Consider the following 23,882-nt stretch of genomic DNA (forward strand, 5'->3'; position numbering starts at 1 on the left):
CTTTCGTTGCGGATCACAGCGCGTCGGCCGTGCCCAGGATGGCGGTGGCCTGGCTCGACAAGGTGCCGCCATTGCCATGGGCCAGGGCGGTGGCCACGCCGGGCACCTGGCGGGCACCGGCTTCGCCGCGCAACTGCCGCACGGCCTCGATGAGGGTGAAGATGCCGTACATGCCCGGGTGCACGCACGACAGGCCGCCCCCGTTGGTGTTGACCGGCAGGCGCCCGCCCGGGGCGATGGCGCCGTCCTGCACAAAGCGCCCGCCTTCGCCCTTGGGGCAGAAGCCCAGGTCTTCGAGGAACAGCAAGGTGTTGATGGTGAAGGCGTCGTACAGCTGCAGCACGCCCATGTCCTTCGGCGTCAGGCCGGCCATGGCAAAGGCCTCGCGGCCCGACTGGCTGGCTGCCGTCACCGTCAGGTCGTGCATGGACGAGATCTGGCGGTTCCAGTTGGCGGTGGCATTGCCCAGCACATAGACGGGCTTGCGGGGCAGGCTCGCAGCCCGATCGGCACGGGTCAGCACGAAAGCCCCACCACCGTCGGTGACCAGGCAGCAGTCGCGCACCGAAAGGGGATCGGACACCCTGCGGGCCTTGAGCACGTCGTCGATGCTCAGCGGGTCGCGCATGAAGGCCTCGGGGTTGAGCTGCGCCCAGGCCCGGGCCGCCACCGCCACCTCGGCCAGGTCTCGGCGGGTGGTGCCGTACTGGTGCATGTGGCGCCGCGCCGCCAGCGCATAGGCCGACAGCGGCTGCATGGGCTCGTAAGGCGCTTCAAAGGGCTGCGGGTCCATCACGCGGCGGGCCTTGGCAATCTCGCTGCGGCCAAAGGTGGCCGTGCGCTGGGTGCTGCCGTAGCAGACCAGCACCGCGTTGCACTGGCCGGCCTGCAAGGCCATCATGGCGGGCAGCAGGTGGGCCACGAAGCTGGAGCCCCCCACCATGGTGCCGTTGATGTAGCGCGGGTTCAGGCCCAGGTACTCGGTCACGGGCATGGGCCACATGGTGGACAACACGCTGGCCGTGCACAGGCCGTCGATGTCGCGCATCGTCAGCCCGGCATCGGCCACGGCGGCGCGCGCGGCGTGGGCCAGCACCTCCATCTCGGTGAAGCCGGTGGCCTCACCACAGCCAAACGTAGCCACCCCGGCGATGACGGCACTGCCACGCAAGGCCCTCAAGGCCGGCGGCGTGTGCACGGTCGGAGCGGAAGGCCTGGCAGGTCCGCTCGGCACCGGGACAGGCGTTGTCGCAGCCGGCTCTTCGATCGGGTCGAACACCACGATGCCGCCCTGCCCCTCAACCTGCAGAACACGGGCCTTCACCCGCTGGCCCACCTGCACCGAGTCCGCGGGCTGCCGCTCGACGCGGCTCATCAGACGCACGCCTTCATCGAGGTCGATCAGGCAGACGTTGTAGTCCCCACCGGCCTCGGGCTTGCGGCGCACCACCGTGGCGGAATACACCGTGCCCTGGCCGGAGGGCGCCACCCACTCGGGGTCGGCGGCGCCGCAATGCGGGCAGACTTCGCGCGGAAAGTACACATGCTGGCCGCAGGCGGCGCAGCGCTGGATCATGAAACGGCCCTGGTCCAGCCAGGCCTGATGCCGGGCCTGAACGCCCTGGCGTTGCTCACTCATGTTGGGCTCCTTGCAAGGGTGGGGGCTTCAGATCGGGTCCCAGGTGAACACGTCACCCGAACGGTCCAGGGGGTAGAACATGGCCTTCAGGGCGGGCAGTGCGTGGCTGGCCACGCTCTCGGGCGTCCAGCCCTCGCTGCGGTGCACCGAGCGCACGGGCCGCGGCTGGCTGATCAGGAAGATCTCGTTGTTGCGCACGGCAAAGATCTGGCCATTGGCATACGAGGATTCATCGCTGGCCAGGCACACGGCCAGCGGCGCGATCTTGGCCGGCGTCATCTGCTTGATGCGCTCCACCCGGGCCTTTTCGGCGTCGGTCTCGGTGGGGATGCTGCCGATCATGCGGCTCCAGGCAAAGGGCGCGATGCAGTTGCTGCGCACATTGAACTTCTGCATGTCGAGCGCGATGGACTTGGACAGCGCCGCGATGCCCAGCTTGGCGGCCGAGTAGTTGGCCTGGCCAAAATTGCCGATCAGCCCCGAGGTGGAGGTCATGTGGATGTAGTTGCCCGAACCCTGCTCCTTGAAGTGGGTGGAGGCCGCGCGGCTCACGTAGTAGGCGCCGTACAGATGCACCTTGATGACGGCGTCCCACTCATCCAGGCTCATCTTGTGGAAGAAGCGGTCGCGCAGGATGCCGGCGTTGTTGACCACCACGTCGATGCGGCCAAAGCTATCGAGCGCCGCCTGCACGATGCGACCGGCGCTGGTCGCATCGCTCACGCTGTCGGTGCTGGCCACCGCCTCGCCGCCCAGGGCGCGGATCTCGTCCACCACCTTCTGGGCAGGGCCGGCGTCGTTGCCCTCGCCTGCAACCGAGGCACCGATGTCGTTGACCACCACGCGGGCCCCTTCACGGGCCATGGCCAGGGCGATGTCGCGGCCAATGCCGCCCCCTGCGCCGGTGACCACCACCACTTTGCCTTCGACCATGCGGGACGGGTTGTTTGGATTCATGTTGTTCTCCTTGGGTTGCTGGGATGTCAGTCAAAAAATAGGATCAGGACGCCGCCTGTGCCGGCCACTGGAACAGCGCCGGCTGCTTGTCGAGAAAGCGCTGCACCGCCACGCGATGCGCCTCGGTGCCCATGGCCAGGGCCTGGGCGTTGGCCTCCATCTCCAGCAGGGTGGGCAGGTCGTGCCCGGGCGCGGCCAGGGTGCGCTTGACCAGGGCCACCGCCATGGGCGAGGCCTGCACAAAGCTGGCCGCCAGGGCCTGGGCCCGGGCCTGCAGCTGCTCGGGCGGCTGCAGCTCCATGGCAATGCCCAGGCGCAGGGCCTCGGCCGCATCGACCTCGCGGGCCGACAGCATCAGCTCGCGGGCGCGCTGCACGCCCACGATGCGGGGCAAGGTGTAGAAGGCCGCGCAGTCGGGCACCAGGCCCACGCGCATGAACGACATGCAAAAGCGCGCCCGGGGGGTTGCAATCACAAAGTCGGCCAGCAGGGCCAGGCTGAAGCCGGCGCCATAGGCGGCCCCATCGACCGCGGCAATCACGGGGCGGTCGAGCGTGATCAGTTCCTTGAGCCAGTCGTGCAGGCTTTGCAGGCGGGCGCGCCAGCCGGCGTTGTCCAGGCCCACGGTGGCGATGTTGCGCAGATCGCCGCCGGCACAGAAGTGGTCGCCCGCCCCCGTCAGCACCAGGGCGCGGATACCTGGGTCGGCGCGCAGATGAGCCACCACCTGGCGCATTTCCTCGCGCATGGCGGGGTCGAAGGCATTGCGCCGCTCGGGGTTGTGCAGCGTGAGCGTGGCCACCTGATCGCGCACGGCAAAGCGGATGCGCTCGAAGTTGTCGGGGTTCATGGGGTCTCCTGAAGTTCTGCCTGGGATGGGGCCGGCTTGGCGCCGACGCTGTGCCGGTGCGCCTCTTGCAATTCGCGCCACAAAATCTTGCCGGTGCCCGACTTGGGCAGGGCCGGCACAAACTCGACCAGGCGCGGCACCTTGTAGGCCGACATGCGCTCGCGTGCCCAGGCCGTGAGCTGCTCGACGCTCAGGGCGGCCTCATGACCGGGTCGCAGCACCACCAGGGCCTTGACGGTCTCGCCGCGCTTGGGGTCGTCCACGGCGATCACGCAGGCTTCGAAGATGGCAGGGTGCTCGTACAGCGCGCTTTCCACCTCGGCCGGCCAGACCTTGAAGCCCGAGGCATTGATCATGCGTTTGAGGCGGTCGCGCATGAAGTAGTACCCGTCTTCGTCCACGCTGGCCAGGTCGCCGGTGCGGAAGAAGCGCAGGCCGTCGCGCTCAAAAAAAGCGGCCTCGGTGGCTGCTGCATTGCGCCAGTAACCCAGCATCAGCTGCGGGCCGCTGGTGACCAGCTCACCCACCTCGCCCGCGGCCAGGTCCTGGCCCGTGGCCGGGTCGACGATGCGCGACACCACCCCCTGCGTGGGCACGCCCAGGCATTGGCGCTTGCCGCGGTGCAGCGGGTTGGCATGCAGAAAGGCCGCGGTCTCGGACAGGCCGTAGGCCTCGTTGTAGGCCAGCCCGAAGCGATCGGCCAGCAGGGTGGCCACGGCCTCGGGCATGGCGGCGCCGCCGCCTGAGAGCAGGCTCAGGCTGCTGAGGTCGCGGGCCATCACGTCGGGCTGGGCGAAGAACTCGATCACCATGCTGGGCGGCGCGGTCCAGACCGAGACGCGGTGTTGCTCGATCAGGCGCGCGGCGCTGGGCGCGTGCCAGCGCGGCATCATGACCAGGGTGGCACCCAGGGTGAGCGGCATGTTCATGCCGTTTTGCATGCCCAGCATGTGGAACAGCGGGGCCACACTCAAAAACACCGAATCGGCATGCAGGCTGCGCCACACCTGGGAGGCCAGGTTGGACGCCAGCACTGTGCCATGGGTGTGCATGCAGCCCTTGGGGTGGCCGGTGGTGCCCGAGGTATAGGGCAGCACTGCCAGGGCCTCGGGGCCGGGGTGCAGCCAATCCGGCTGCCAGCCCTGCGCCACGGCCTCGCTCAGGGCTTCCTCCAGTCCGTACAGGCCCGGGCCCTGCAGGGCCTGGCGCGGCTGGTGGAAGGGCTCGGGCCAGGGCGAGCCCGGGGCCCCCACCTCGGCCGGGTGCATGGCATCGGCATAGGCATGGACCACGGCAGCGTCAATGGCGCCTGCCTGCAGCAAGGGCTGCAGACGGGGCAGCAACTCTTGCGCCAACAGGGCCACGCGGGCGCCGGTGTCCTGTTGAAACCATTGCAACTCAGAGGGGGTGCTCATGGGGTTGACCGGCACCACCACGGCCCCCAGGCGCAACACGGCGTGGTAGGCCAGCACGTACTGGGGGCAGTTCTGGCTCATCAGCAGCACCCGGTCGCCAGGCTGCACGCCCAACCGGCGGTTCAGCCAGGCAGCCAGGGCGTTCACCCGCCGATGCAGCGCACCGTAGGAGAGGCTCTGTCCACAGAACAGCAGCGCAGGCTTGTCCGGGTAGCGCTGGGCGGCCACCTCCAGGTAGTGGCTGAGGCCCACGGCGCTGGGGCGAAATGCGTGCGGCACGCCGGGCGGCCAATGCCGGAGGTGGGGTGCTGGGATCGGTGCATTCAAGACAGGGTCTCCTGGAGGTCGTGCGCTCTGGGTGCGGCGGCGGGCTCAGACCAGCCGGTTGGCATGGCCGGCCCAGTAGCGATCGCGCAGCAGGCGCTTGTAGAGCTTGCCGGTGGGGTGGCGCGGCAACTCGGCCTCGAAGTCGACCGAGCGCGGGCACTTGACGTGCGACAGGTGCTGCTGGCAAAAGGCGATCAGCTCGGCGGCCAGGGCGGGGCCAGCCTGGGCCATGTCGCGGGGTTGAACCACCGCCTTGACCTCTTCGCCAAACTCCTCGTTGGGCACGCCCAGCACGGCCACATCCATGACCAGGGGATGGGTGACCAACAGGTTCTCGACTTCTTGCGGGTAGATGTTGACCCCGCCCGAGATGATCATGTAGGCCTTGCGATCGGTCAGGTACAGATAGCCTTCGGCATCGACGTGGCCCACATCGCCCAAGGTGGTCCAGCCGCGGGCGTTGGTCGATTCAGCGGTCTTGGCCGGGTCGTTGTGGTACGCAAAGGGCTTGCCCTCGGCAAAGTACACGGTGCCTGTCTCGCCCGTGGGTACCGGCTCGCCCAACTCGTCGCAGATGCGCAACTGGCCAATCACGGCGCGGCCCACCGTGCCGGGGTGGGTCAGCCAGTCGGCCGAGCCGACCAGGGTCATGCCATTGCCTTCGGTGCCGGCGTAGTACTCCCACAGCACCGGACCCCACCAGGCAATCATCTGCTGCTTGACGGGAATGGGGCACGGCGCCGCCGCATGGATGGCCACGCGCAGCGAAGACACATCAAAGGCCTGGCGCTGCGCCTCGCTGAGCTTGAGCAGGCGCACGAACATGGTGGGCACCACCTGGGTGTGCGTGATTCGGTGCTGCTGCACCAGCGCCAGGTAGCGCTCGGGGTCGAAGTGCTCCATCACCACCACGGTGCCGCCCAGGCGCATCACGCTCATGCAAAAACGCATCGGCGCCGCGTGGTACAGCGGTGCGGGCGACAGGTAGACGGTGTCGCCCGCCATGCCGAACACGCGCTGGCAGATGCCGGTGAGGGCCGGCACGGCCTCGACCTCGGGCGAATCGGGCGGCACGAACACGCCCTTGGGGTAGCCGGTGGTGCCGGAGGAGTACAGCATGTCGCCGCCCGCAGTCTCGTCGGCGATCGGTGTGGTCGGCTGGGCCGCCAGCGCCGCCTCGTAGGACTCGAAGCCGGGCACGGTGCCGTCGATCATCAGCCGGGTGCCCACACCTGGGATGTGGGGCAGCAGCTCGGCGGCCTGGGCTGCCAGGGCCTGAGAGCTCACCAACAGACGGGCCTGGCAGTTGTCGAGGATGTAGGCCGCCTCGGCCACCTTGAGCCGGGTGCTCATTGCCGTGTAGATGATGCCGGCGCGCTGGGCGCCCCAGCACAGCTCGAAGAAGCCCAACTGGTTCTCCAGCAGCAGGGCAATGTGGTCACCCGCCTTCAGACCCCGGGCACGCAGCAGGTGGGCCACCTGGTTGGCGCGGGCGTCCAGTTCGGCATAACTCAGGCGCTGGCCGCTGTCGGCCATCACCAGGGCGGCTTTATCGGGCTGGGTGCGGGCATGGATTCGGGGATGCATCAAAGGACCTCCTGAAAGTTGAGTCGCGCGTCAGGCGTGCTGCCCAGGCGCTCGGTCACCGGCTTGAAATTCAGACGTTTGGCGCTGCCATCCAGGCATCTGGCGAAGCGCAAAGGCAAGTGGTCGAAAAGCAGATGCCAGCGGCGCAACAGCCCCGCACACTGCGGGCCATCTGCTGTTGAAACCCCTGATCTGCCATGCAACTCACACCCACCATCGCCATCCACCTGAGTGCGGCCCTGGGCGCCCTGGCCCTGGGCCCGGTCGCGCTGTGGGCCCGTCAAGGCCACACGCAACGCCCCTGGCTGCACCGCGCCGCGGGCTATGCCTGGGTCACGCTGATGCTGATCACGGCCAGCTCGGCCCTGTTCATCCGCGATTTCAGCCTGCCCAATCTGGCCGGCTACACCCCCATCCACCTGCTGGTGCCGGTGTGTTTCTCGGGCCTGTTCGGGGCCTTCTGGTTTCTGGCCCGGCGCAACATCAGCGGCCACCGGCGCTGCATGCAGTCGCTGTACTGGATGGCCTGCGTGGGCGCCGGTGTGTTCACGCTGTTGCCCCAGCGCTACCTGGGCCAGCGGGTGTGGGGCCAGTGGCTGGGCCTGCTGTGAGCGGTGGAGCCAGAGGATGGACATGGCGGGCTGAGTGGCTCAGAGCGTGCGCGAGATCAGCTCTTTCATGACCTCGCTGGTGCCGCCGTAGATGCGGTTGACGCGCGAGTCCACGTAGGCCCGGCAGATGGGGTACTCCATCATGTATCCGTAGCCGCCATACAGCTGCAGCAGCTCATCGAGGCAGCGGCCCAGTTCTTCGGTGCTGAACAGCTTGGCGATGGCGGCCTCCTGCAGGCTGAGCTTGCGCCGCAGGTGCTCGGCCAGGTACTGGTCGACCATCATGCGCACCGCCGTGGCGCGGGCCTTGATCTCGGCCAGCTTGAAGCGCGTGTTCTGGAAGTCGAACAGGGGCTTGCCAAACACCATGCGCTCCTTGGTGTAGCGGATGGTCTCGGCCAGCATGGCCTCCAGCTTGGCGGCGGCGCCGATGGCGATGATCAGGCGCTCCTGGGCCAGCTCGGTCATCAGGTAGCTGAAGCCCTTGCCCTCTTCGCCCAGCAGGTTGCTCACCGGCACCCGCACGTCGTCAAAGAACAGCTCGGCGGTGTCGGCCGCCTTCAGGCCCATCTTGTCGAGCTTGCGGCCCTTGCGAAAGCCGGGCCGGTCGGCCTCGACCAGGATCAGCGAGGTGCCCTTGGCGCCCAGCTCGGGCTGGGTCTTGGCGACCAGCACCACCAGGTCGCAGTTGAGGCCATTGCTGATGAAGGTCTTGGCCCCGCTGATCACATACTCGTCGCCCTCGCGGCGGGCCGTGGTGCGGATGGCCTTGAGGTCGCTGCCGGCGCCGGGCTCGCTCATGGCGATGGCCAGGATGGTCTCGCCGCTGGCGCAGCGTGGCAGCCACTGCTGCTTCTGGGCCTCGGTGCCCAGGCGCTCGATGTAGGGCGCGATGATGTCGGAGTGCAGGTGAAAGCCGGGGCCGCTGGCACCCGCACGGGCCACTTCCTCGACCAGCACGGCGCAGTGGCCGAAATCACCACCGGCGCCACCGTAGTCGGGGCTGATCGCGGTGCACAGCAGGCCTTCGCGGCCGGCCTTGAGCCAGGTCTCGCGGTCGACCCGGCCGGCCTCGTCCCACTCGGCCTGGCGCGGCAGGCATTCGCGGGCCACGAAGCGGCGCACCGTCTCGCGGTAGGCCTCGTGGTCGTCACGGAACAGGGTGCGCGGAAAACTCAAGACGCTTTGCTCATCCATGGTGGGCTCCTCAGGGCCGGCCGCCGCCGCACACCAGCACCTGGCCGCTGACGTAGTTCGACTCGGGAATGCAGAACAGGTACACCGCACCGGCGGCCTCTTCGGGGGTGCCGCCGCGGCCCAGGGGGATCAGGGCCTCGGCGTTCTTGAGGATCTGCGGGTTCACGCCCACCTTGATCTGCTGGCCGGCGATGTCGATGCTGGCGCCGGCGGTGGCATCGGCCTCGGTCAGGCGGGTCTTGATCAGGCCAAAGGCCACGCTGTTGACGTTGACCTTGTAGCGCCCCCACTCCTTGGCCATGGCCTTGGTCAGGCCATTGATGCCCGCCTTGGCGGCCGCGTAATTGGCCTGGCCGGCGTTGCCGTACACGCCCGAGGTCGAGGAGATGTTGACCACCTTGCGGAACACGTCCCGCCCCTCTTCGCTTTCACGCCGGTTCGCTTCACGGATGAAGCCCGAGGCGGCGCGCAGGATGCGGAAGGGGGCCGTCAAGTGCACGGCCAACATGGCGTCCCACTGCTCGTCGCTCATCTTCTGAACCACGCTGTCCCAGGTGTAGCCGGCGTTGTTGACGATGATGTCCAGCCCGCCATAGGTGTCGACCGCCGCCGCGACAAAGCGCTCGGCAAAGCCGGCCTCGGTGACGCTGCCCACGCAGGCCAGGGCCCGCCCACCTGCAGCCTCGATCTCGGCCACGGTCTGGCGGGCCGGGGCCTCGTCCAGATCGTTGATGACCACGGTGGCGCCTTCACGGGCCAGCTTGAGGGCGATCTCGCGTCCGATGCCGCGGCCCGAGCCGGAGACCAGGGCCACCTTGCCCGCCAGTTTGTTCAGTGCATTGCTCATGAGGGGGTCTTTCAAGGGTTCAGATGTCAGGGCAAGGCGATCACGGCCTCACCGGCCAGCTTGATCACGCCCTCGGGGTTGGTGGTGCTGAGGGCCAGGCGCACGCAGCGCTCACCCCGGCGTTCGAACTTCTCGGTGATGTGGCCCGCGCAGCGGATGCGCTCGCCCACCTGGGTCATGGCGGCAAAGCGCACGCTGTACTCGCGCAAGGCGCTCTGCGGCACCCAGTTCGTGAGCACGCGGGCCAGCCAGGCCATGGACAACATGCCGTGGGCGATCACATCCGGCATGCCGGCGGCCTTGGCAAAGTCGATGTCGACATGGATCGGGTTGTGGTCACCCGAGGCGCCGCAGTACAAGGCCAGCGTGTGGCGCGTCAGGGGCGGGGTTTCGAATTCAGGCAGGGCATCGCCCACGTTCACCTCGTCATAGCGTGCAAGCAGACTCATCTCAGGCTCCTACCGGGTTGCGGATCACGGTCACGGCGCGCAGCTCCGCCACCAGCTCGTCGCGTTGGTTGCTCACGCGGGTGCCGCGCACCACGAACTCCAGCGCCCCGCCTTTCTTGTCGTAGATGTCTTCGATGCGCTGCTCAAAGGTCAGCGTGTCGCCCGCATAGGCCATGCGGTGGTAGTGGAAGCCCTGCTCACCGTGCAGCAGGGTGCGGTAGTCCATGCCCAGCAGGTCACGGATGGCGGCCGGGTCGGGCGACTCCATTTCGAGGCAGAACAGAAAGGTGGGCGGCACCGGCAGGCCAGGGTGGCCAGCGGCATGCGCCGCGGCCTCGTCGCTGTAGATCGGATCGGTCTGGCCGGTGGCCTTGGCAAAGAAGCGCAGTCGGCCGGCCTCGACCAGGGCGCTGAAGCGGGGCATCACATGCCCGATGAATTGCTTGTCGATCATGGTGGGTGCCCCTTCAAACCGCCTGGTACAGGGTGACCACGCAGGCCCCGCCCAGGCCCAGGTTGTGCTGCAGCGCCAGGCGGGCGCCTTCGACCTGGCGCTGCTCGGCCTGGCCACGCAGCTGCCACACCAGCTCGGTGCATTGCGCCAGACCGGTGGCCCCCAGCGGATGGCCCTTGGACAGCAGCCCCCCCGAGGGGTTGGTGACAATGCGCCCGCCATAGGTGTTGTCGCCGTCCAGGATGAACTTCTCGGCCGTGCCTTCGGGGGTCAGGCCCAGGGCCTCGTAGGTGATCAGCTCGTTGGCCGTGAAGCAGTCGTGCAGCTCCACCACGTCCAGGTCTTCCGGGCCGATGCCCGCCGCTTCGTACACCTGACGGGCCGCCGCCGCACTCATGTCGTAGCCCACGACCTTGCGCATGTCGTCGCTGTCAAAGGTGCTGCCGGTGTCGGTGGTCATGGCCTGGGCGGCGATCACCACACGCTGGTCCAGCCCGTGCCGCTTGGCAAAATCGGCCGAGCACACCACGGCCGCCGCGGCCCCGCAGGTGGGCGGGCAGCACTGAAAACGCGTGAGCGGATCGAACACCGTGGCCGAGGCCATCACCTCGTCCAAGGTCAAAGGTTGGCGAAACAGGGCCAGCGGGTTGCGTGCCGCATGCTGGCGGGCTTTGACCGAGATGCGACCAAAGGTGTCAGCCCGGGCACCGTACTGGCGCATGTAGTCGCGCCCGGCACCGCCAAAGAACTGGGCGGCGCGCGGGGTTTGGGGTTCGTAGCCCTGGTGCGCATCCATGGCCTCGGCAAAGCGGGCCATCGGCGATGGGCGATCGTCCCAGGCGCCCTTGAGCGCGCCGGGCTGCATCTGCTCGAAACCCAGGGCAATGGCGCATTCGACCATGCCGCTGGCCACCGCCTGGCGCGCCAGGAACAGCGCGCTGGAACCCGTGGAGCAGTTGTTGTTCAGGTTGAACACCGGGATGCCGCTCAGGCCCACGCCATAAAGGGCCGCCTGCCCGGCCGTCGAGTCGCCGTACACATAGCCCACATAGGCCTGCTGCACCTTGGCGTAATCAACACCGGCATCGTCCAGGGCCAGGCGCGCAGCGCGCGCGCCCATCACCGTGTAGGGCTCGCTGGCACCGGGTTTGGTGAAGGGGATCATGCCCACGCCCACCACATGGACGGCACGTTGCGAAGCTTGAACAGCACTCATGAAGGTCTCCTATGGGCCCGCCACGGGCCCTGGGTTCGGGGAAACAGAAAAGAAGCGGGCGCGCGCGGCTACTCGATGACGATGCGGGCGTCGCGCACGATGCGCTCCCACTTGGGCAGGTCGTTGTTCAACACGGCCTGCAGCTGTTCGGGCGTGCCGCCCACCGGGGTCAGGCCCATGGCCTTGAGGCGGCCATTGAGTTCGGCGCCAGCCACGATGCGCTGCACCTCGGCCGACAGCTTGTCGACGATGGGGCGCGGCGTGCCGCCCGGCAGAAAGACCCCAAACCAGCCGTTGGACTCGAAACCCTTGAGGCCCTGCTCACCCAGGGTGGCCACCTCGGGCAGGGCCGGGTGCCGCTGGGTGCCGGTGATGGCCAGCACGCGGATGCGGTCCGAGCGCAGGTGCGGGGTGATCGAGGTGACGTCGACAAAGGCCGAATCCAGCTGGCCGCCGAGCAGGTCGTTCACCTCGGGCCCGGCGCCCTTGTAGGGCACCGGAATCAGCTGGAGGCCGGCCGCCATCTTGAGCAGCTCGCCGTGCATGTGCGACGAGGTGCCATTGCCATAGGTGCCATAGTTGAGCTTGCCGGGCCGCGCCTTGGCCAGGGCGATGAATTCGGCCAGTGTCTTGGCCGGTGAACTGGCCGGCACGATGAACAGGTCGGACGAGGTCGCCAGTTGCGACACGGGGGCGAAATCGCGCAGCACGTCGTAGGGCACCTTGGCATAAAGTGCCGGCGACTGGATCATCGCCGTGATGCCGACCAGCACGGTGTAGCCGTCGGGTGCGGCCTTGGCCACGATGTCGTTGCCCAGCATCCCACTGGCCCCGGGCTTGTTGTCGACCAGTACCGGCTGGCCCCAGCTTTGCGCCAGCTGGGTGGCCAGGATGCGGGCCAGGATGTCGGTCCCCCCGCCTGCCGGATAGGGCACCACCAGACGGATTGGCTTGGCCGGGTAGGCTTGGGCCAAGGCCCCGGAACCGCCTGCGGCCAGGCCCAGGCCAAGGACTGCCGCAACGGCAGATCGACGAGAAATACGCATGACTTGTCTCCTGGATTTGACGATCCGACCCGCCTCTTCGAGCAGATTCAGGCCTTCAGTTTGCGCATTTCAGGAGGACAGGCCAATCGCCGATTGAGCCAATTTGATTGGCAGAAAAGATCAGTGCAGGCTGACGTTGGCCGCTCGGGCCACCTGCGCCCAATGTGCGGAATCGCTGCGCAGCGTGGCCGCCAGTTCGGCCGGGGTACTGCCCACCGATTGAATACCCAGGGTGCTCAGGCGTGCAGCGAGATTGGGGGCCAGGATCACACGTCTCAGATCGGCCGCCCAGGCCTCGGCTCGCTCGGCGGCGCTCGCCTTGGGCAAGAACACAGCGTACCAACCGCTCGCATCGAAGCCCGGGTAACCGCATTCGGCCAGCGTGGGCACTTGAGGCAAGGCCGGGTCGCGCTCGCGCCCGGTGATGGCCAGGGCCTGCAGACGCCCGCTCGTGACGTGGGGCAGGCAGGTGGTCACATCGATGAAGCCCCCCACCACCACGCCCCCCAGCAGGTCTTGCAACAAGGGGGCCCCCCCCTTGTAGGCCACAGCCACCAGATCGAGGTGGGTCGCCAACTTGAACTGCTCGGCCAGCAGGTGCGAGGTGGTGCCAGCGCCGAAATTGCCATAGCTGTCACGGCCGCGCCGGCCCTGCGCCCAATTCACGAAGCCCGCCAGGGTGGGCACGACGTCGGGTCGAGGCAGAGTCACCCACACCAGGGGGGTACGCCCCACCAGAGACACCGGGGTCAGATCACGCTCAATGTCGAAGGGCAGTTTGGGGTAAAGCGCTGGCAGGATGCTCAGAGAGGCGATGGCCATCACGGCGGTATGCCCATCTGGCAATGCCTTGCTGGCCGCATCAAGCCCCAGAATGCCGCTGGCACCGGGGCGGTTGTCCACCATCACGGGACTTTGCCAAAGCGCTGACAATTGCGGGCCCAGGCTTCGGGCCAGGTTATCTGCGCCTCCACCGGGCGCAAACGGCACGATCAGGCGCACGGGCTTGCCCGGGACGGCCAGGGGACTCCGCCTTGCGTCGGAACGGGCCGTGACGGTCTCAGCCGCGCGGGCCTGCAACCCGACTGGCGCAGCAGACAAGGCCAGCATGCGCAGCAGCGCGCGACGATGGGAAAAAGACATGGGGTGCTCTCCTGCGTGAAACGCAGCTGGTGTGGCACCGCCGGGCATCGGCGGTCGTCAATCAGCCACGCCGGGCCAGCTTAGAAAGCCACCGTGCAGCGGTACTGCCCGAGTGTCAAAGACAGCCGAAGCTGGGGTCCTGAATCGACCGAAGGCCTGACAAGCGTGCCAAGGCCCACCCAGGCGCCGCCCATGAGCACCGCAACCTGATGCCAGGAGCCCCCGTCAGCGCAGCCTGGGCGTCTGGTGGGCGTCGCGTGCCAGCGCCGGTGCGGACGCCCGGCCCGCCCCTGCGTAGGGTCGGGCCCCGCCGTCGTCCAGCACGAAACCAGCCACCGCATCGGCCAGCTCAACCGCCTGCTGCTGCAAGGACTGCGCGGCGGCGGTGGCCTGCTCGACCAGGGCTGCGTTCTGCTGGGTCGCCTGATCCATCAGGGTGATGGCGCTGCCGATCTCGGCGATGCCGGTGCTCTGCTCCTGGCTGGCCAGGGTGATCTCGCCCACGATGGAGGTCACGCGCTGCACGCTCTTGACCACATCGTCCATGGTGGCCCCAGCCTGCTGAACCAGCCGGCTGCCCTTGTCGACCTGCGACACGGATTCACCGATCAATTCCTTGATCTCCTTGGCAGCGGTGGCACTGCGCTGGGCCAGGGTGCGGACCTCGGACGCCACGACCGCAAAGCCGCGCCCCTGTTCGCCCGCCCGGGCGGCTTCAACCGCCGCGTTCAACGCCAGGATGTTGGTCTGGAACGCGATGCCATCGATCACGCCAATGATGTCGGAAATCTTGCGGGCCGAATGCTCGATGCCCTGCATCGTGTTCACGACCTCACCCACCACCGAGCTGGCCCGAGAAGCCACCTCGGACGCGCCGCTGGCAAGCACATTGGCCTGTTGGGCGTTCTCGGCGTTCTGCTGCACGGTGGCGGTGAGCTGCTCCATGGCTGCCGCGGTCTCCTCCAGGGAACCCGCCTGCTGTTCGGTGCGCGCCGACAGGTCATGGTTGCCACTGGCGATCTCACGGGTGGCCACCCGCACGGATTCCGATGAATCGCGGATGCGCAACAACACATGGGCAATCTTGTCGACGAATTGATTGAAGGACCGGCCGATGTTGGCCAGTTCATCGTCACCCTCGGCCGCCAGGCGCCGGGTCAGATCGCCCTCGCCCGACGCGATGTCCCGCAAGGCCCCCTCGACCAGGCCCAGCCGGCGCAACAGGCGCTGGACCGCGCCGGTCAACAAGGCGATCGACACCAGCACACACAACAAGGCCATGCCGGCGGCCACCATGATCAGGTTACGCACCGGGCGGGTGGCGTCAGCCTGGTCGATGGCGATGGCGAGCAACCAGGGGGTGTCCTTGACCTTGGCGGCGTAAAGCATCTGGCTGGCGCCATTGATCTCCACCACGCTGTGGCCCCCCTGATCACTCAGGGCCGAGAGCATCGGCAGCTCCAGACCCGCAGCGATGGCCGACGCCGGCTTGAGGATGGTGTCGGGTTTGGAGTACGCCAGCACCTTGCCCTCGCCATCGAGCAAGAATGCAAAGCTGTTGGGGATGGGGTGGATCTCCATGATCTTGCGGGCCACGGTGTCCAGGTGCATGTCGGTCCCCACCACGGCAAGCGGTTTGCCCTTGGGGCCCACCGGTTCGACAAAACTGATCGTGAGTTTGCCGGTGCTCACATCGACATAGGCCGGTGTCAAGGCCGGCCCACCCACCTGCACCGCCTGCTTGTACCAGGGCCGTGCCGTGCCATCGTAGGTGTCGGGCATCGGGTGGGCGAACACATTTCGCTTGTCGTCGTAAACGAAGTAGGTGTCATCAAAAGCACCCGCCTGTTTGGCAGCCAACAGAAACGGCACAGGCTCGGCCTGCCCAACCGCGGTTTTGAGAGAGCCGGTGATGCGCTGCTTTTCTCTCACCCATTCGGTCAACTCGTTGGCATGGGTCTGGGTCAGTTGATGCAGGCGATCGTCCAGACTGGCCCCTGTGTCACGCTGAACCACCATCAGGGTCGCCAGCGTCAAGACCAACAAGGAGACCACGGTGATCGCCACGCAGATGGCAATCAAACGGGCACGAAGGGTTTTGAGCATGGCATCACCTCTAATTTGTGAGTTTTCGTGACATACGTACGGCTGCTGATGACAATAACGTACATCGCCTGCCGACTCAATCGGGATTCGTGGCCCATCGCTCTGGAGGCTGTTCACGACGCCGAAGCTCGCGAGATCACCCGGTCACTTAGGTGACTAAACACAACAAGTAGCCTTCGATTACCGAAAATATTGCGTTCTAAGCAAGAAATTTCGGCGGGTGGCAGAATGCAACGCACACCCGGCGCCGGTGACGGACCGCCGGGTCAAAACACCTCCCAACCTTTCTCTGAGTCAACACCATGAACCTGAACGATTTGCTCAAGTGGCGCTATGCCACCAAGAAGATGAACCCGCAAAAGGCCGTCCCCCAGGACAAGGTCGACAGCATCATCGAAGCCGTGCGCCTGACCGCCACCTCCAGTGGCCTGCAGCCCTACGAGCTGATCGTGGTGACCAACCCCGAAGTGCGCGAGAAGATCAAGGCCATTGCCTGGAACCAGGGCCAGGTCACCGACGGCTCGCACCTGATCGTGTTTGCGGCCTGGGACAACTACACGGCTGAGCGCATCAACCACATGTTCGACCTGACCAATGACGAACGTGGCTTCAAGAACGAAGGCTGGGAAGCCTACCGTGCCAAGCTGCTGGCCATGTACCCCGGCCGTGACGCCGAAACCAACTACCAGCACGCCGCCCGCCAGGCCTACATCGGCCTGGGCACCGCGCTGATCGCCGCCGCCGCCGAAGGTGTGGACGCCACCCCCATGGAAGGCTTCGACCCCGCCGCGCTCGACGAGATCCTGGGCCTGCGCGCCAAGGGCCTGCGCAGCGTGATCATCCTGCCCCTGGGCTACCGCGAAGAAGACAAGGACTGGCTGGTCAACCTGAAGAAGGTGCGCCGCCCGAACCCCCAGTTCGTGAGCGAAGTGAAGTAAGCACCGCGTCCCGCCTGTGAGCCAACGGCCCGTGCCCGCCCCTGTGGTGGTCACGGGCCGTTGGCTTTGGGGCTCGGCTTCTAATCAAAAAATTGGCTTTCACTCCAAAAGTAATCAGAATCTCAAAGATTTAATCGATTTTTGGGTGAACGCCCGATTTTTATATGCCAGACGTGATGGGCTACGGTTGGTTGGCAGAGCGGTATGGCGTGAAAACGGTCCAGCCCCTGCGCACGGTCAGCGTGATTGCCAAGTCGCGGTCGACCGTGCGCGAAGGCGGCTTCGTTCACGAACAATACCCCGCCAGCGCCCGCCCGGCCGAGACCCTGGCTGGACACCTCACCTTTGCTTTCAAACATGAGGGCTTGCATCTGGAGTTTCTGGCACGTCTGTTCCAGCGCCTGCCAGCGACCGATCTCGAAGCCTGGATTGCCCTCGAACCGACGGGGCAGTATGCGCGCCGTGCCGGCTTCTTCTACGAGCTCCTGACCGGCCGGACACTTGATTTTTCAGGCGTGACCGTGGGCAACTATGTCACCGCGATGGACGAATCGCAGTACCTGACCTCCACATCAGCGACCAACAACATGCGGTGGCGCGTGCGTGACAACTTGCCCGGCACACGTCACTTCTGCCCTCTGGTACGGCGCACAGCCGCCGTTCAGCAAGCAGAAAGCTACCCCTGCGCCAAGCGCCTGGACGAACTGGAGATGGCGTTTGGCGCTGACCTTCTGCAACGCAGTGCCGTCTGGCTCACCATCAAGGAAAGCCGGGCCAGTTTTGCGATCGAACACGAAGAACAGCATGTCGATCGCGTGCGACGCTTTGCTGCCGCCATGGAGCGCTGGTGCGGCCAGTATGAGGACCCTCTGTCAGAGACCTCCCTGACTGCGCTGCAGTCCGAAATCCTCGGGCCGCGTGCAACACGCTACGGTTTACGACGATCGCCGGTGTTTGTGGGCGAGGTTGATGGCTTTCACGAGCTTGTTCACTACATCGCCCCCCACTGGGAGGCCGCCCCCCAACTGCTGTGCGGCTTGCGCGACTGCGCTACCCGCACCCTCGGCGCGGGCGCGCTGGTGCGGGCGGCGGTGCTGTCTTTCGGCTTCGTCTACATCCATCCCATGTCGGATGGCAATGGCCGCATATCGCGCTTTCTGATCAATGACGTGTTGCGACGCGATGGCGCCATACCCGCCCCCTTCATTCTTCCGGTTTCCGCCACGATCAACAGCTCAGTGATCAAACGCCGGGGTTACGACCAGGTCCTTGAGGTGTTCTCGCGCCCCTTCATGCGCCGCTATGGCGAAGCCTGGCAGTTGGGTCGCGAACAGCAGGCCGAAGACGGCGTCCGCTACAACCTGGAATTCGAGGCCTATGAGGATGCCCTGAGCGCCTGGCGCTACCCCGACCTCACCGACCACGTCGAATACCTGGCAGACATCGTGCGCACCACCCTGGAGGTGGAAATGCACAAGGAGGCCGGCCATCTGCGTCAGCTCAGGCTGGCCCGGGACCAAGTGAAACAGGTGATCGAAGGCCCTGACGCCGACATCGACCGGATCATCCGCTCGGTGCGTGACAACGCTGGCAAGGTCTCTCATAAACTCGCCAAGGAATTCCCCGCTCTGGCCGATGAGAACACCGCCGATGCACTGATTGCAGCACTCCTGCCCGTGCTGCGCAGCACGCCCCCGTGAAGCCCCCCTGGAGCAAGACAGGACAGGCCTTGACAATGAAATACGCCCTGAAGGATTCCGCCCATGCCCGAATTTGCCGCGCCTTTGACCATACCGACCAACCCCACGACCCCGTCACCCCCGCCACCCCCGTGGCCCGACGCCCACGCCAGCGACCCGCGCACCCTGGGCTGGATGCAGGGCTCACCACCGCCGGCCGACAAGATGGTCCGTTTTGACGACGGCAGCTTTCTGCGCTTTCCGGAACTGCGCTGGAGCCTGAACCACCTGCGCGAGTTGGTGCCCACCGTGGCCATCGATCGGACGCCAGGGGCCCCCAGCGCGCTGCCGCTGGCGCTGCGCGACGACCTGCATGACTTGCGCTTCAGCTCGATGCACGGCGAATCGATGAGTTGGCGCGACGCCCTGCTGCGGACCTACTACGACGGCATCCTGGTGCTGCACCAGGGCCGCGTGGTGCAGGAGGATTACTTTGGCGAGGGCGCGCCAGAGCGCGGCCACGCGCTGTTCTCGGTCACCAAATCCTTTGTCGGCACGCTGGCCGCCCTGGCCGTCCACCACGGCCGGCTCGACCCCCAACAACCCGTGGCCGAACTGCTGCCCGAACTGCGCGCCAGTGCCTACGGCAGCGCCAGCGTGCGCCAGGTCATGGACATGCTGACCGGGCTGGACTATTCCGAAGACTATGCCGACCCGAAGGCCGGCATCTGGGACTTCTCGCGCGCCGGCGGCCTGCTGCCGCGGCCCGAAGGCTATGCCGGCCCGCGCAGCTATGGCGAGTTCCTGGCCACCCTGCGCCAGCAGGGCGAGCACGGCACGGCCTTTGCCTACAAGACCGTCAACACCCAGGTGCTGGGCTGGCTGCTGGAGCGCCTGCAGGGCCAACGCCTGGCCGAGCAGATCTCGCAACAGCTGTGGCAGCCGCTGGGCACGGCGCACGATGCGGCCATCTCGCTGGACGCCACCGGTGCGGCCTTTGGCGGCGGAGGCATGTGCGCCACCGTGCGCGACCTGGCCCGGTTTGGCGAGATGATGCGCCTGCGGGGTCGCTTCAACGGCCACCAGGTGCTGCCCGAGGCGGTGGTGGCCGACATCGAGGCCGGCGGCCAGCGCAGCCACTTTGCCCAGGCCGAGGGCTATCGCGCCACGCTGCCGGGCTGGTCTTACCGCAGCATGTGGTGGGTCAGCCACAACGCCCATGGCGCCTACATGGCGCGCGGCGTGCACGGTCAATGCATCTACATCGACCCGAGGGCCGAGATGGTGATCGTGCGCACCGGCTCGCACCCGGTGGCCAGCGGCGTGGGCAACGACCCGATCACCCTGCCCGCCTTTGCAGCGGTGGCCGAGGCCTTGATGCGCACCTGAACCGCGCCCTGAACCGACACCGGCCCCAAGACGTGGCGGTGCCCACGCCACACCATCAGGCAGCTGCCCCGGGCCCGGCCTCGCCCGCCAGGGCAAGCGACATGCGCCGTGCCGCACCGCACAACTGGGCCACCAACTGCGCCTGGCCGGCCTGCAGGCGCTCGGCAGGTCCGGTGATGCTGAGGGCGGCCAGAACCTGGCCGCTCTTGCCCCGAACCGGGGCAGCCAAGGCCCCGAAGCCAGGGGTTATTTCACCCATCGAAACACTATAGCCCTCGGCATGGATGCGACTGATCTCCTGGGTCAGCCGGCTGCGGTGGGTCAGGGTCTGGGGGGTGTAGCGCGGCAGCTCGCTTGAAAACAAGGCCTGCCGCACCTCGTCCGGCGCATAGGCCAGCAGCAGCTTGCACGAGGCACCGGCATGCAGCCGGCGCCGACTGCCGGCCTGGCTTCGAATGGGCTGATCACAGGCCCGCTGCCAGCGGTCGATGCACACCGAGTCCAGCCCGTCACGCACGCGCAGCTGCACGTTCTCGCCACACTCACCGCCCAGCGCCAACAGGTGGGGCCGGGTCAGCCCCACCAGGTCGATCTGCTCCTGGGCGGCCACGCCCAGGTACAGGGCCTGCACATCCAGGTGGTAGGTGGGGCTTTTGCCCAGGCGGGTGACCAGGCGCCGTTGCTCCAGGGTGAACAGCAGACGAAAGGTGCGAGCCTTGGTGTTGCCCGAGCGCTGGGCAAGTTCGCTCACGCCCAGCCCCGGGTTCTGGGCCACCAGCAGCAGCAAGGCCACCGCTTCGTCAACAGCAGAGACGGTGTAGTCAGTTGTCATGGCGCCTGCCTGCCTTCGTTCATATGTTTCACTGATTGAAAAACTATCCGGCAATCTATCACCAAACGGGATTTATCTCTGTATTAATGGCCATCTAAAACATAGGATATCCATCGCCGGCACATCATTTCAACCAACGAAACAAATACCCCATGAAGAACCCTTCTTCCCATCTGCTGACCCTGGCTGGCGCCGCTGCGTGGCTGGTGCTGGGCTCAGCGGCCTGTGCCGCCGACGACACCCCGGAGACCGACAGCCCCCGCCCCCGCAGCAGCCTGAGCCTGTACGGGCGCATGGACCTGAGTGTGGAGACCGTGCAGGCCGGCGCCAAGTCGAATGTGGGCTACGGCACGGCCGGCGCCCACCGCACCCAGATGTCTGACAACACCTCACGATTGGGCTTTCGGGGGGTGGAGGACCTGGGCGCGGGCCAGCAAGCGGTGTTTGGCATCGAATTCGGCATCAACGCGCCCAACGGAAGCCTGGTGTCGCCACCGATGCGCAACGCCTACGTGGGTCTGCGCGGGCCCTGGGGCACATTGAACATGGGTCGGCTCGACTCGGACACCCCCACCGGCTCGCCGCTGTACTCGCAGGCGGCGCGCAACCTGCGCTGGATCGTGCACGACGCCGGGGTGGTGGCCATCGGCACGCGGATCCTGAACGGCAACAACCGGGTGTCCAACGCGATCACCTACAAGACGCCCGATGCCAGCGGCTTCCATGCGGTGGCGCGGGTCAACCTGGCAGGGCCCGATGCCACCAACCCCACGACCAACCCGGCTCTGAAATCGCCTGATGATTTCAAGCAATACCAGGTTGCGCTCAACTACAAGAATGGCCCCTGGGGACTGGGCACGGGCTACGGCTGGGATGAGAAAAAGGGGGGCTTCCTGGCCAACGATTTCAAGAACAAGACCCAGGCCGTGGCCAGCTACGAAGCCCCGAGCTTCAAGACCTATGCGCTGTTGAGCCAAGAGCAGTTCAATGCCGCGCCGGGCGCCCGCTCGGCCGTCAAGGTGTGGCTGATCGGGGCCACCGTGCCCTTTGGGGTGCATCGGGTCACGGCCAACCTCATGCAGCGCGACGTACAGACCGACCCGGCCGGCAAACTCAGGAAGTTCCAGGCCGACTACAGCCACAGCCTGAGTGCGCGCAGCACCCTGTATGTGTTTGTTGACCGCGACGTGAGCAACAGCCATCTGCCCAACAGCCAGGCCACCGGCATTGGCGTGGGCATGCTGCATCGTTTCTGAAGCCGGAGCTGAACTTGAACCTGCTGCCCCTGAAATCGGGCCCGTCGCCGGCCTGCGATCTGCTGCCAGCGCGGCCCGACGCGCCGCACCTGCCCTTGGTGATCGACTCTCCGCACAGCTGGCCCCACTGGCCCGCGGAGGTCCCGACCCTGGCCCCCTGGGCCGCCATCCGGACCTCCTGGGACGCCCACGTGGACGCTCTCTGGGCCCAGGCGGTGAATGGGCGGGCGCCCGTGCTGTCAGCTCGCTTTCACCGCTCGCTGATCGATGCCAATCGAGCCCGCGACGACATCGACCCCGCGATGCTGGACGCCCCCTGGCCCGGCCCGCTGGCACCCAGCGACAAGTCCGAGCGCGGGTTTGGCCTGATCCGCCGCCTGGCCCTGCCCGGGGTGCCGATGTACCACCAGGCCCTGGCCGTGAGCGAGGTCGAACGACGGATCAGCACCTGCTACGACCCCTACCATGCCACCCTGGCGGCGCTGATCGACGACACGCGCCAGCGCTTTGGCCATTGCCTGCATCTGGATTGCCACTCCATGAAATCGGTGGGCAACGCGATGAACCACGACGCCGGGCGGGCCCGGCCCGATGTGGTGGTGAGCGACCTGCACGGCCACAGCGCCGCGCCCGCAGTGACCCAGGCCGTGGCGGCAGGCCTGCGTGCCCAAGGCCTGTGCGTGTCCATCAACGACCCCTACGAAGGGGCCGAACTGATCCGCCGCCATGGCCAGCCCGCCCGGCACTGCCACAGCCTGCAGATCGAACTCAACCGGTCCCTCTACATGGACGAGACCCTGTGCACCCTCACGCCGGGCCATGGCCTGCTGGTGCAGGCCTTGCGCCACATGCTGGACAGCCTGTCCGGTGAACTGAATGACCTGCTGCAAACCCCGCTGAAGCCCACAAGCGCTCCCACGGAGACCCCATGAAAAAAGCCATCCGCCCCCTTCTGAACCGCCTGCACGCCCTGGCCTGTGGCCTGGCCCTGAGCCTGGTCGGCACCGGTGCCCTGGCCGCCTACCCCGACAAGCCGGTGCACATCGTGCTGCCCTTTCCGGCCGGGGCGGCGGCCGACACGGCCATGCGCGTGATCGCCACCCGGCTGGCCGAGCAATGGAAGCAGCCCGTCATCATCGACAACAAGCCCGGCGCACCGGGCTTTCAGTCGGTGGCTTCGGCCCCGGCCGATGGCTACACCCTGATCCTGGGAGCGGGCTCGCACATCGTGACCGAGCCCATGATCAAGACCCGCCTGGCCTACCAACCCGAGCGCGACCTCACCCCGGTGGGCATGGTGCTGACCAACACCCCGGTGTTCACCGCCACACCCTCGCTGGGGGTGAAGTCATTGGGTGATCTGCTGAGCCTTCTGAAGCGCAAGCCCGACGAGCTCAACTACAGCTCGGGCGGCGTGGGCAGCCCCAACCACCTCGCCATGGAGGCTTTTCAGCAGGCCACCGGGACGCGGCTGGTCAACATTCCCTACAAGGGCGGCGCGCCCTCGGTCAACGACCTGGTCGCGGGTCATGTGCAGGTGGGCATCAACGCCATTCCCAGCGTGATCCAGTACATCCAGGTGGGCAAGTTGCAGCCGCTGGCCGTGGCCACACCGCGGCGCCATGCCAGCCTGCCGCAGGTGCCCACCTTCACCGAGCTGGGCGTGAACGGGCTCGACTACGAGATCTGGTACGGGCTGTTCGCGCCCGCCAAGACCCCCAAGGCGCTGGTCCAACAGATCAACCAGGCCTTGCAGGCCAGCCTGAGCGACCCCGGGGTGGCGCGTCAGCTGAAATCCCAGGGGGCTGAGCCCAGCCCGGGCAGCGCCGAGTCGCTGGCGGCCTACATCCGGCGCGATGCCGAGAAATGGCGCGAGGTGATCCGTCGCAGCGGCATCCGCCCCGAGTGAAGCCTGGGGCCCGACTCAGCGCTGCCGGCTGAGCC

General features: G+C 66.9%; 21 protein-coding genes and 1 pseudogene. 7 read left to right on the forward strand and 15 right to left on the reverse strand.

What is annotated here, in order from left to right; all coding sequences use genetic code 11:
- Positions 1 to 13: 13 nt before the first annotated feature.
- The 6 genes and pseudogenes from AC07PT_RS17715 to AC07PT_RS17740 form a co-directional block, all read right to left on the reverse strand.
- Positions 14 to 1,198: a thiolase family protein gene (locus AC07PT_RS17715; RefSeq protein ID WP_494657557.1), complete on the reverse strand. Its 1,185-nt coding sequence runs from the start codon at positions 1,196 to 1,198 to the stop codon at positions 14 to 16.
- A 126-nt stretch (positions 1,199 to 1,324) separates the two neighbouring features.
- A pseudogene (locus tag AC07PT_RS17720) lies at positions 1,325 to 1,639 on the reverse strand (Zn-ribbon domain-containing OB-fold protein); the annotation flags it as partial.
- A 27-nt stretch (positions 1,640 to 1,666) separates the two neighbouring features.
- A complete protein-coding gene (locus AC07PT_RS17725; protein WP_492346658.1) occupies positions 1,667 to 2,572 on the reverse strand; it encodes an SDR family NAD(P)-dependent oxidoreductase in 906 nt (301 codons plus the stop codon).
- Positions 2,573 to 2,639: 67 nt separating this feature from the next.
- On the reverse strand, positions 2,640 to 3,446 hold the full coding sequence (locus AC07PT_RS17730; protein ID WP_494657532.1) for an enoyl-CoA hydratase/isomerase family protein: 807 nt from the start codon (positions 3,444 to 3,446) through the stop codon (positions 2,640 to 2,642).
- Positions 3,443 to 5,188 (reverse strand): long-chain-fatty-acid--CoA ligase, encoded by a 1,746-nt coding sequence (locus AC07PT_RS17735; protein ID WP_494657533.1) that lies wholly within the window; start codon positions 5,186 to 5,188, stop codon positions 3,443 to 3,445. The genes AC07PT_RS17730 and AC07PT_RS17735 overlap by 4 nt, the downstream gene beginning before the upstream one ends.
- A 45-nt stretch (positions 5,189 to 5,233) precedes the next feature.
- Complete coding sequence (locus AC07PT_RS17740) at positions 5,234 to 6,775, reverse strand: AMP-binding protein (RefSeq protein ID WP_494657534.1); 1,542 nt, start codon at positions 6,773 to 6,775, stop codon at positions 5,234 to 5,236.
- A gap of 197 nt (positions 6,776 to 6,972) precedes the next feature.
- Here AC07PT_RS17740 and AC07PT_RS17745 point away from each other — a divergent pair, with 197 nt between their 5' ends.
- A complete protein-coding gene (locus tag AC07PT_RS17745) occupies positions 6,973 to 7,386 on the forward strand; it encodes a DUF2306 domain-containing protein (RefSeq protein WP_494657535.1) in 414 nt (137 codons plus the stop codon).
- 39 nt (positions 7,387 to 7,425) lie between these two features.
- On the opposite strand, the gene AC07PT_RS17750 is transcribed toward AC07PT_RS17745, so the two are convergent.
- From AC07PT_RS17750 to AC07PT_RS17785, 8 genes are all read right to left on the reverse strand, one after another.
- Positions 7,426 to 8,583 carry an acyl-CoA dehydrogenase family protein gene (locus AC07PT_RS17750; protein WP_492346259.1) on the reverse strand — a complete coding sequence of 386 codons (1,158 nt, stop codon included), beginning with the start codon at positions 8,581 to 8,583 and terminating at the stop codon, positions 7,426 to 7,428.
- A gap of 10 nt (positions 8,584 to 8,593) precedes the next feature.
- Positions 8,594 to 9,430: an SDR family NAD(P)-dependent oxidoreductase gene (locus tag AC07PT_RS17755; protein WP_494657536.1), complete on the reverse strand. Its 837-nt coding sequence runs from the start codon at positions 9,428 to 9,430 to the stop codon at positions 8,594 to 8,596.
- Positions 9,431 to 9,456: 26 nt separating this feature from the next.
- Positions 9,457 to 9,879 (reverse strand): MaoC family dehydratase, encoded by a 423-nt coding sequence (locus tag AC07PT_RS17760; RefSeq protein WP_492346257.1) that lies wholly within the window; start codon positions 9,877 to 9,879, stop codon positions 9,457 to 9,459.
- 1 nt (position 9,880) lies between these two features.
- Entirely contained in the window at positions 9,881 to 10,333 is a 453-nt protein-coding gene (locus AC07PT_RS17765; RefSeq protein ID WP_494657537.1) for a MaoC family dehydratase N-terminal domain-containing protein, read from the reverse strand.
- A 13-nt stretch (positions 10,334 to 10,346) separates the two neighbouring features.
- Positions 10,347 to 11,549 (reverse strand): lipid-transfer protein, encoded by a 1,203-nt coding sequence (locus AC07PT_RS17770; RefSeq protein ID WP_492346255.1) that lies wholly within the window; start codon positions 11,547 to 11,549, stop codon positions 10,347 to 10,349.
- 68 nt (positions 11,550 to 11,617) lie between these two features.
- The gene (locus AC07PT_RS17775; protein ID WP_492346254.1) at positions 11,618 to 12,595 is read right to left on the reverse strand and encodes a tripartite tricarboxylate transporter substrate binding protein; all 978 of its coding nucleotides are present in this window, start codon (positions 12,593 to 12,595) and stop codon (positions 11,618 to 11,620) included.
- A 120-nt stretch (positions 12,596 to 12,715) separates the two neighbouring features.
- Complete coding sequence (locus AC07PT_RS17780) at positions 12,716 to 13,738, reverse strand: tripartite tricarboxylate transporter substrate-binding protein (RefSeq protein WP_494657539.1); 1,023 nt, start codon at positions 13,736 to 13,738, stop codon at positions 12,716 to 12,718.
- A gap of 225 nt (positions 13,739 to 13,963) precedes the next feature.
- Positions 13,964 to 15,844: a methyl-accepting chemotaxis protein gene (locus AC07PT_RS17785; protein WP_494657540.1), complete on the reverse strand. Its 1,881-nt coding sequence runs from the start codon at positions 15,842 to 15,844 to the stop codon at positions 13,964 to 13,966.
- 302 nt (positions 15,845 to 16,146) lie between these two features.
- On the opposite strand from AC07PT_RS17785, the gene AC07PT_RS17790 reads away from it, so the two are divergent.
- From AC07PT_RS17790 to AC07PT_RS17800, 3 genes are all read left to right on the forward strand, one after another.
- Complete coding sequence (locus tag AC07PT_RS17790) at positions 16,147 to 16,782, forward strand: NAD(P)H-dependent oxidoreductase (RefSeq protein WP_492346251.1); 636 nt, start codon at positions 16,147 to 16,149, stop codon at positions 16,780 to 16,782.
- 164 nt (positions 16,783 to 16,946) lie between these two features.
- The gene (locus tag AC07PT_RS17795; protein WP_494657541.1) at positions 16,947 to 18,482 is read left to right on the forward strand and encodes a Fic family protein; all 1,536 of its coding nucleotides are present in this window, start codon (positions 16,947 to 16,949) and stop codon (positions 18,480 to 18,482) included.
- Positions 18,483 to 18,545: 63 nt separating this feature from the next.
- A complete protein-coding gene (locus AC07PT_RS17800; protein ID WP_494657542.1) occupies positions 18,546 to 19,850 on the forward strand; it encodes a serine hydrolase domain-containing protein in 1,305 nt (434 codons plus the stop codon).
- Between the two features lie 55 nt (positions 19,851 to 19,905).
- Here AC07PT_RS17800 and AC07PT_RS17805 read toward each other — a convergent pair whose 3' ends face one another.
- Positions 19,906 to 20,682 (reverse strand): IclR family transcriptional regulator, encoded by a 777-nt coding sequence (locus AC07PT_RS17805; RefSeq protein ID WP_492346248.1) that lies wholly within the window; start codon positions 20,680 to 20,682, stop codon positions 19,906 to 19,908.
- A 152-nt stretch (positions 20,683 to 20,834) separates the two neighbouring features.
- Between AC07PT_RS17805 and AC07PT_RS17810 the strand changes: the two genes are divergently transcribed.
- From AC07PT_RS17810 to AC07PT_RS17820, 3 genes are read left to right on the forward strand one after another with little or no spacing between them, the layout of a single operon-like run.
- On the forward strand, positions 20,835 to 21,938 hold the full coding sequence (locus AC07PT_RS17810) for a porin (protein WP_492346247.1): 1,104 nt from the start codon (positions 20,835 to 20,837) through the stop codon (positions 21,936 to 21,938).
- 14 nt (positions 21,939 to 21,952) lie between these two features.
- Positions 21,953 to 22,870, forward strand: coding sequence for an N-formylglutamate amidohydrolase (locus AC07PT_RS17815; protein ID WP_494657543.1), 918 nt, complete (start codon positions 21,953 to 21,955; stop codon positions 22,868 to 22,870).
- Positions 22,867 to 23,847 carry a Bug family tripartite tricarboxylate transporter substrate binding protein gene (locus tag AC07PT_RS17820; RefSeq protein ID WP_494657544.1) on the forward strand — a complete coding sequence of 327 codons (981 nt, stop codon included), beginning with the start codon at positions 22,867 to 22,869 and terminating at the stop codon, positions 23,845 to 23,847. Before AC07PT_RS17815 ends, AC07PT_RS17820 begins: the two co-directional genes overlap by 4 nt.
- Positions 23,848 to 23,882 lie beyond the last annotated feature (35 nt).

The sequence above is a fragment of the Curvibacter sp. GW821-FHT09D12 genome (assembly GCF_059416245.1).

What these genes read in the sequence shown, in the direction of transcription:
- AC07PT_RS17785 (WP_494657540.1), bottom strand. Translation starts at nt 15,844, where the DNA reads ATGCTCAAAACCCTTCGTGCCCGTTTGATTGCCATCTGCGTGGCGATC.
- AC07PT_RS17805 (WP_492346248.1), bottom strand. Translation starts at nt 20,682, where the DNA reads ATGACAACTGACTACACCGTCTCTGCTGTTGACGAAGCGGTGGCCTTG.
- AC07PT_RS17780 (WP_494657539.1), bottom strand. Translation starts at nt 13,738, where the DNA reads ATGTCTTTTTCCCATCGTCGCGCGCTGCTGCGCATGCTGGCCTTGTCT.
- AC07PT_RS17725 (WP_492346658.1), bottom strand. Translation starts at nt 2,572, where the DNA reads ATGGTCGAAGGCAAAGTGGTGGTGGTCACCGGCGCAGGGGGCGGCATT.
- AC07PT_RS17810 (WP_492346247.1), top strand. Translation starts at nt 20,835, where the DNA reads ATGAAGAACCCTTCTTCCCATCTGCTGACCCTGGCTGGCGCCGCTGCG.
- AC07PT_RS17740 (WP_494657534.1), bottom strand. Translation starts at nt 6,775, where the DNA reads ATGCATCCCCGAATCCATGCCCGCACCCAGCCCGATAAAGCCGCCCTG.
- AC07PT_RS17755 (WP_494657536.1), bottom strand. Translation starts at nt 9,430, where the DNA reads ATGAGCAATGCACTGAACAAACTGGCGGGCAAGGTGGCCCTGGTCTCC.
- AC07PT_RS17745 (WP_494657535.1), top strand. Translation starts at nt 6,973, where the DNA reads ATGCAACTCACACCCACCATCGCCATCCACCTGAGTGCGGCCCTGGGC.
- AC07PT_RS17795 (WP_494657541.1), top strand. Translation starts at nt 16,947, where the DNA reads ATGCCAGACGTGATGGGCTACGGTTGGTTGGCAGAGCGGTATGGCGTG.
- AC07PT_RS17760 (WP_492346257.1), bottom strand. Translation starts at nt 9,879, where the DNA reads ATGAGTCTGCTTGCACGCTATGACGAGGTGAACGTGGGCGATGCCCTG.
- AC07PT_RS17765 (WP_494657537.1), bottom strand. Translation starts at nt 10,333, where the DNA reads ATGATCGACAAGCAATTCATCGGGCATGTGATGCCCCGCTTCAGCGCC.
- AC07PT_RS17800 (WP_494657542.1), top strand. Translation starts at nt 18,546, where the DNA reads ATGCCCGAATTTGCCGCGCCTTTGACCATACCGACCAACCCCACGACC.
- AC07PT_RS17730 (WP_494657532.1), bottom strand. Translation starts at nt 3,446, where the DNA reads ATGAACCCCGACAACTTCGAGCGCATCCGCTTTGCCGTGCGCGATCAG.
- AC07PT_RS17820 (WP_494657544.1), top strand. Translation starts at nt 22,867, where the DNA reads ATGAAAAAAGCCATCCGCCCCCTTCTGAACCGCCTGCACGCCCTGGCC.
- AC07PT_RS17770 (WP_492346255.1), bottom strand. Translation starts at nt 11,549, where the DNA reads ATGAGTGCTGTTCAAGCTTCGCAACGTGCCGTCCATGTGGTGGGCGTG.
- AC07PT_RS17750 (WP_492346259.1), bottom strand. Translation starts at nt 8,583, where the DNA reads ATGGATGAGCAAAGCGTCTTGAGTTTTCCGCGCACCCTGTTCCGTGAC.
- AC07PT_RS17775 (WP_492346254.1), bottom strand. Translation starts at nt 12,595, where the DNA reads ATGCGTATTTCTCGTCGATCTGCCGTTGCGGCAGTCCTTGGCCTGGGC.
- AC07PT_RS17790 (WP_492346251.1), top strand. Translation starts at nt 16,147, where the DNA reads ATGAACCTGAACGATTTGCTCAAGTGGCGCTATGCCACCAAGAAGATG.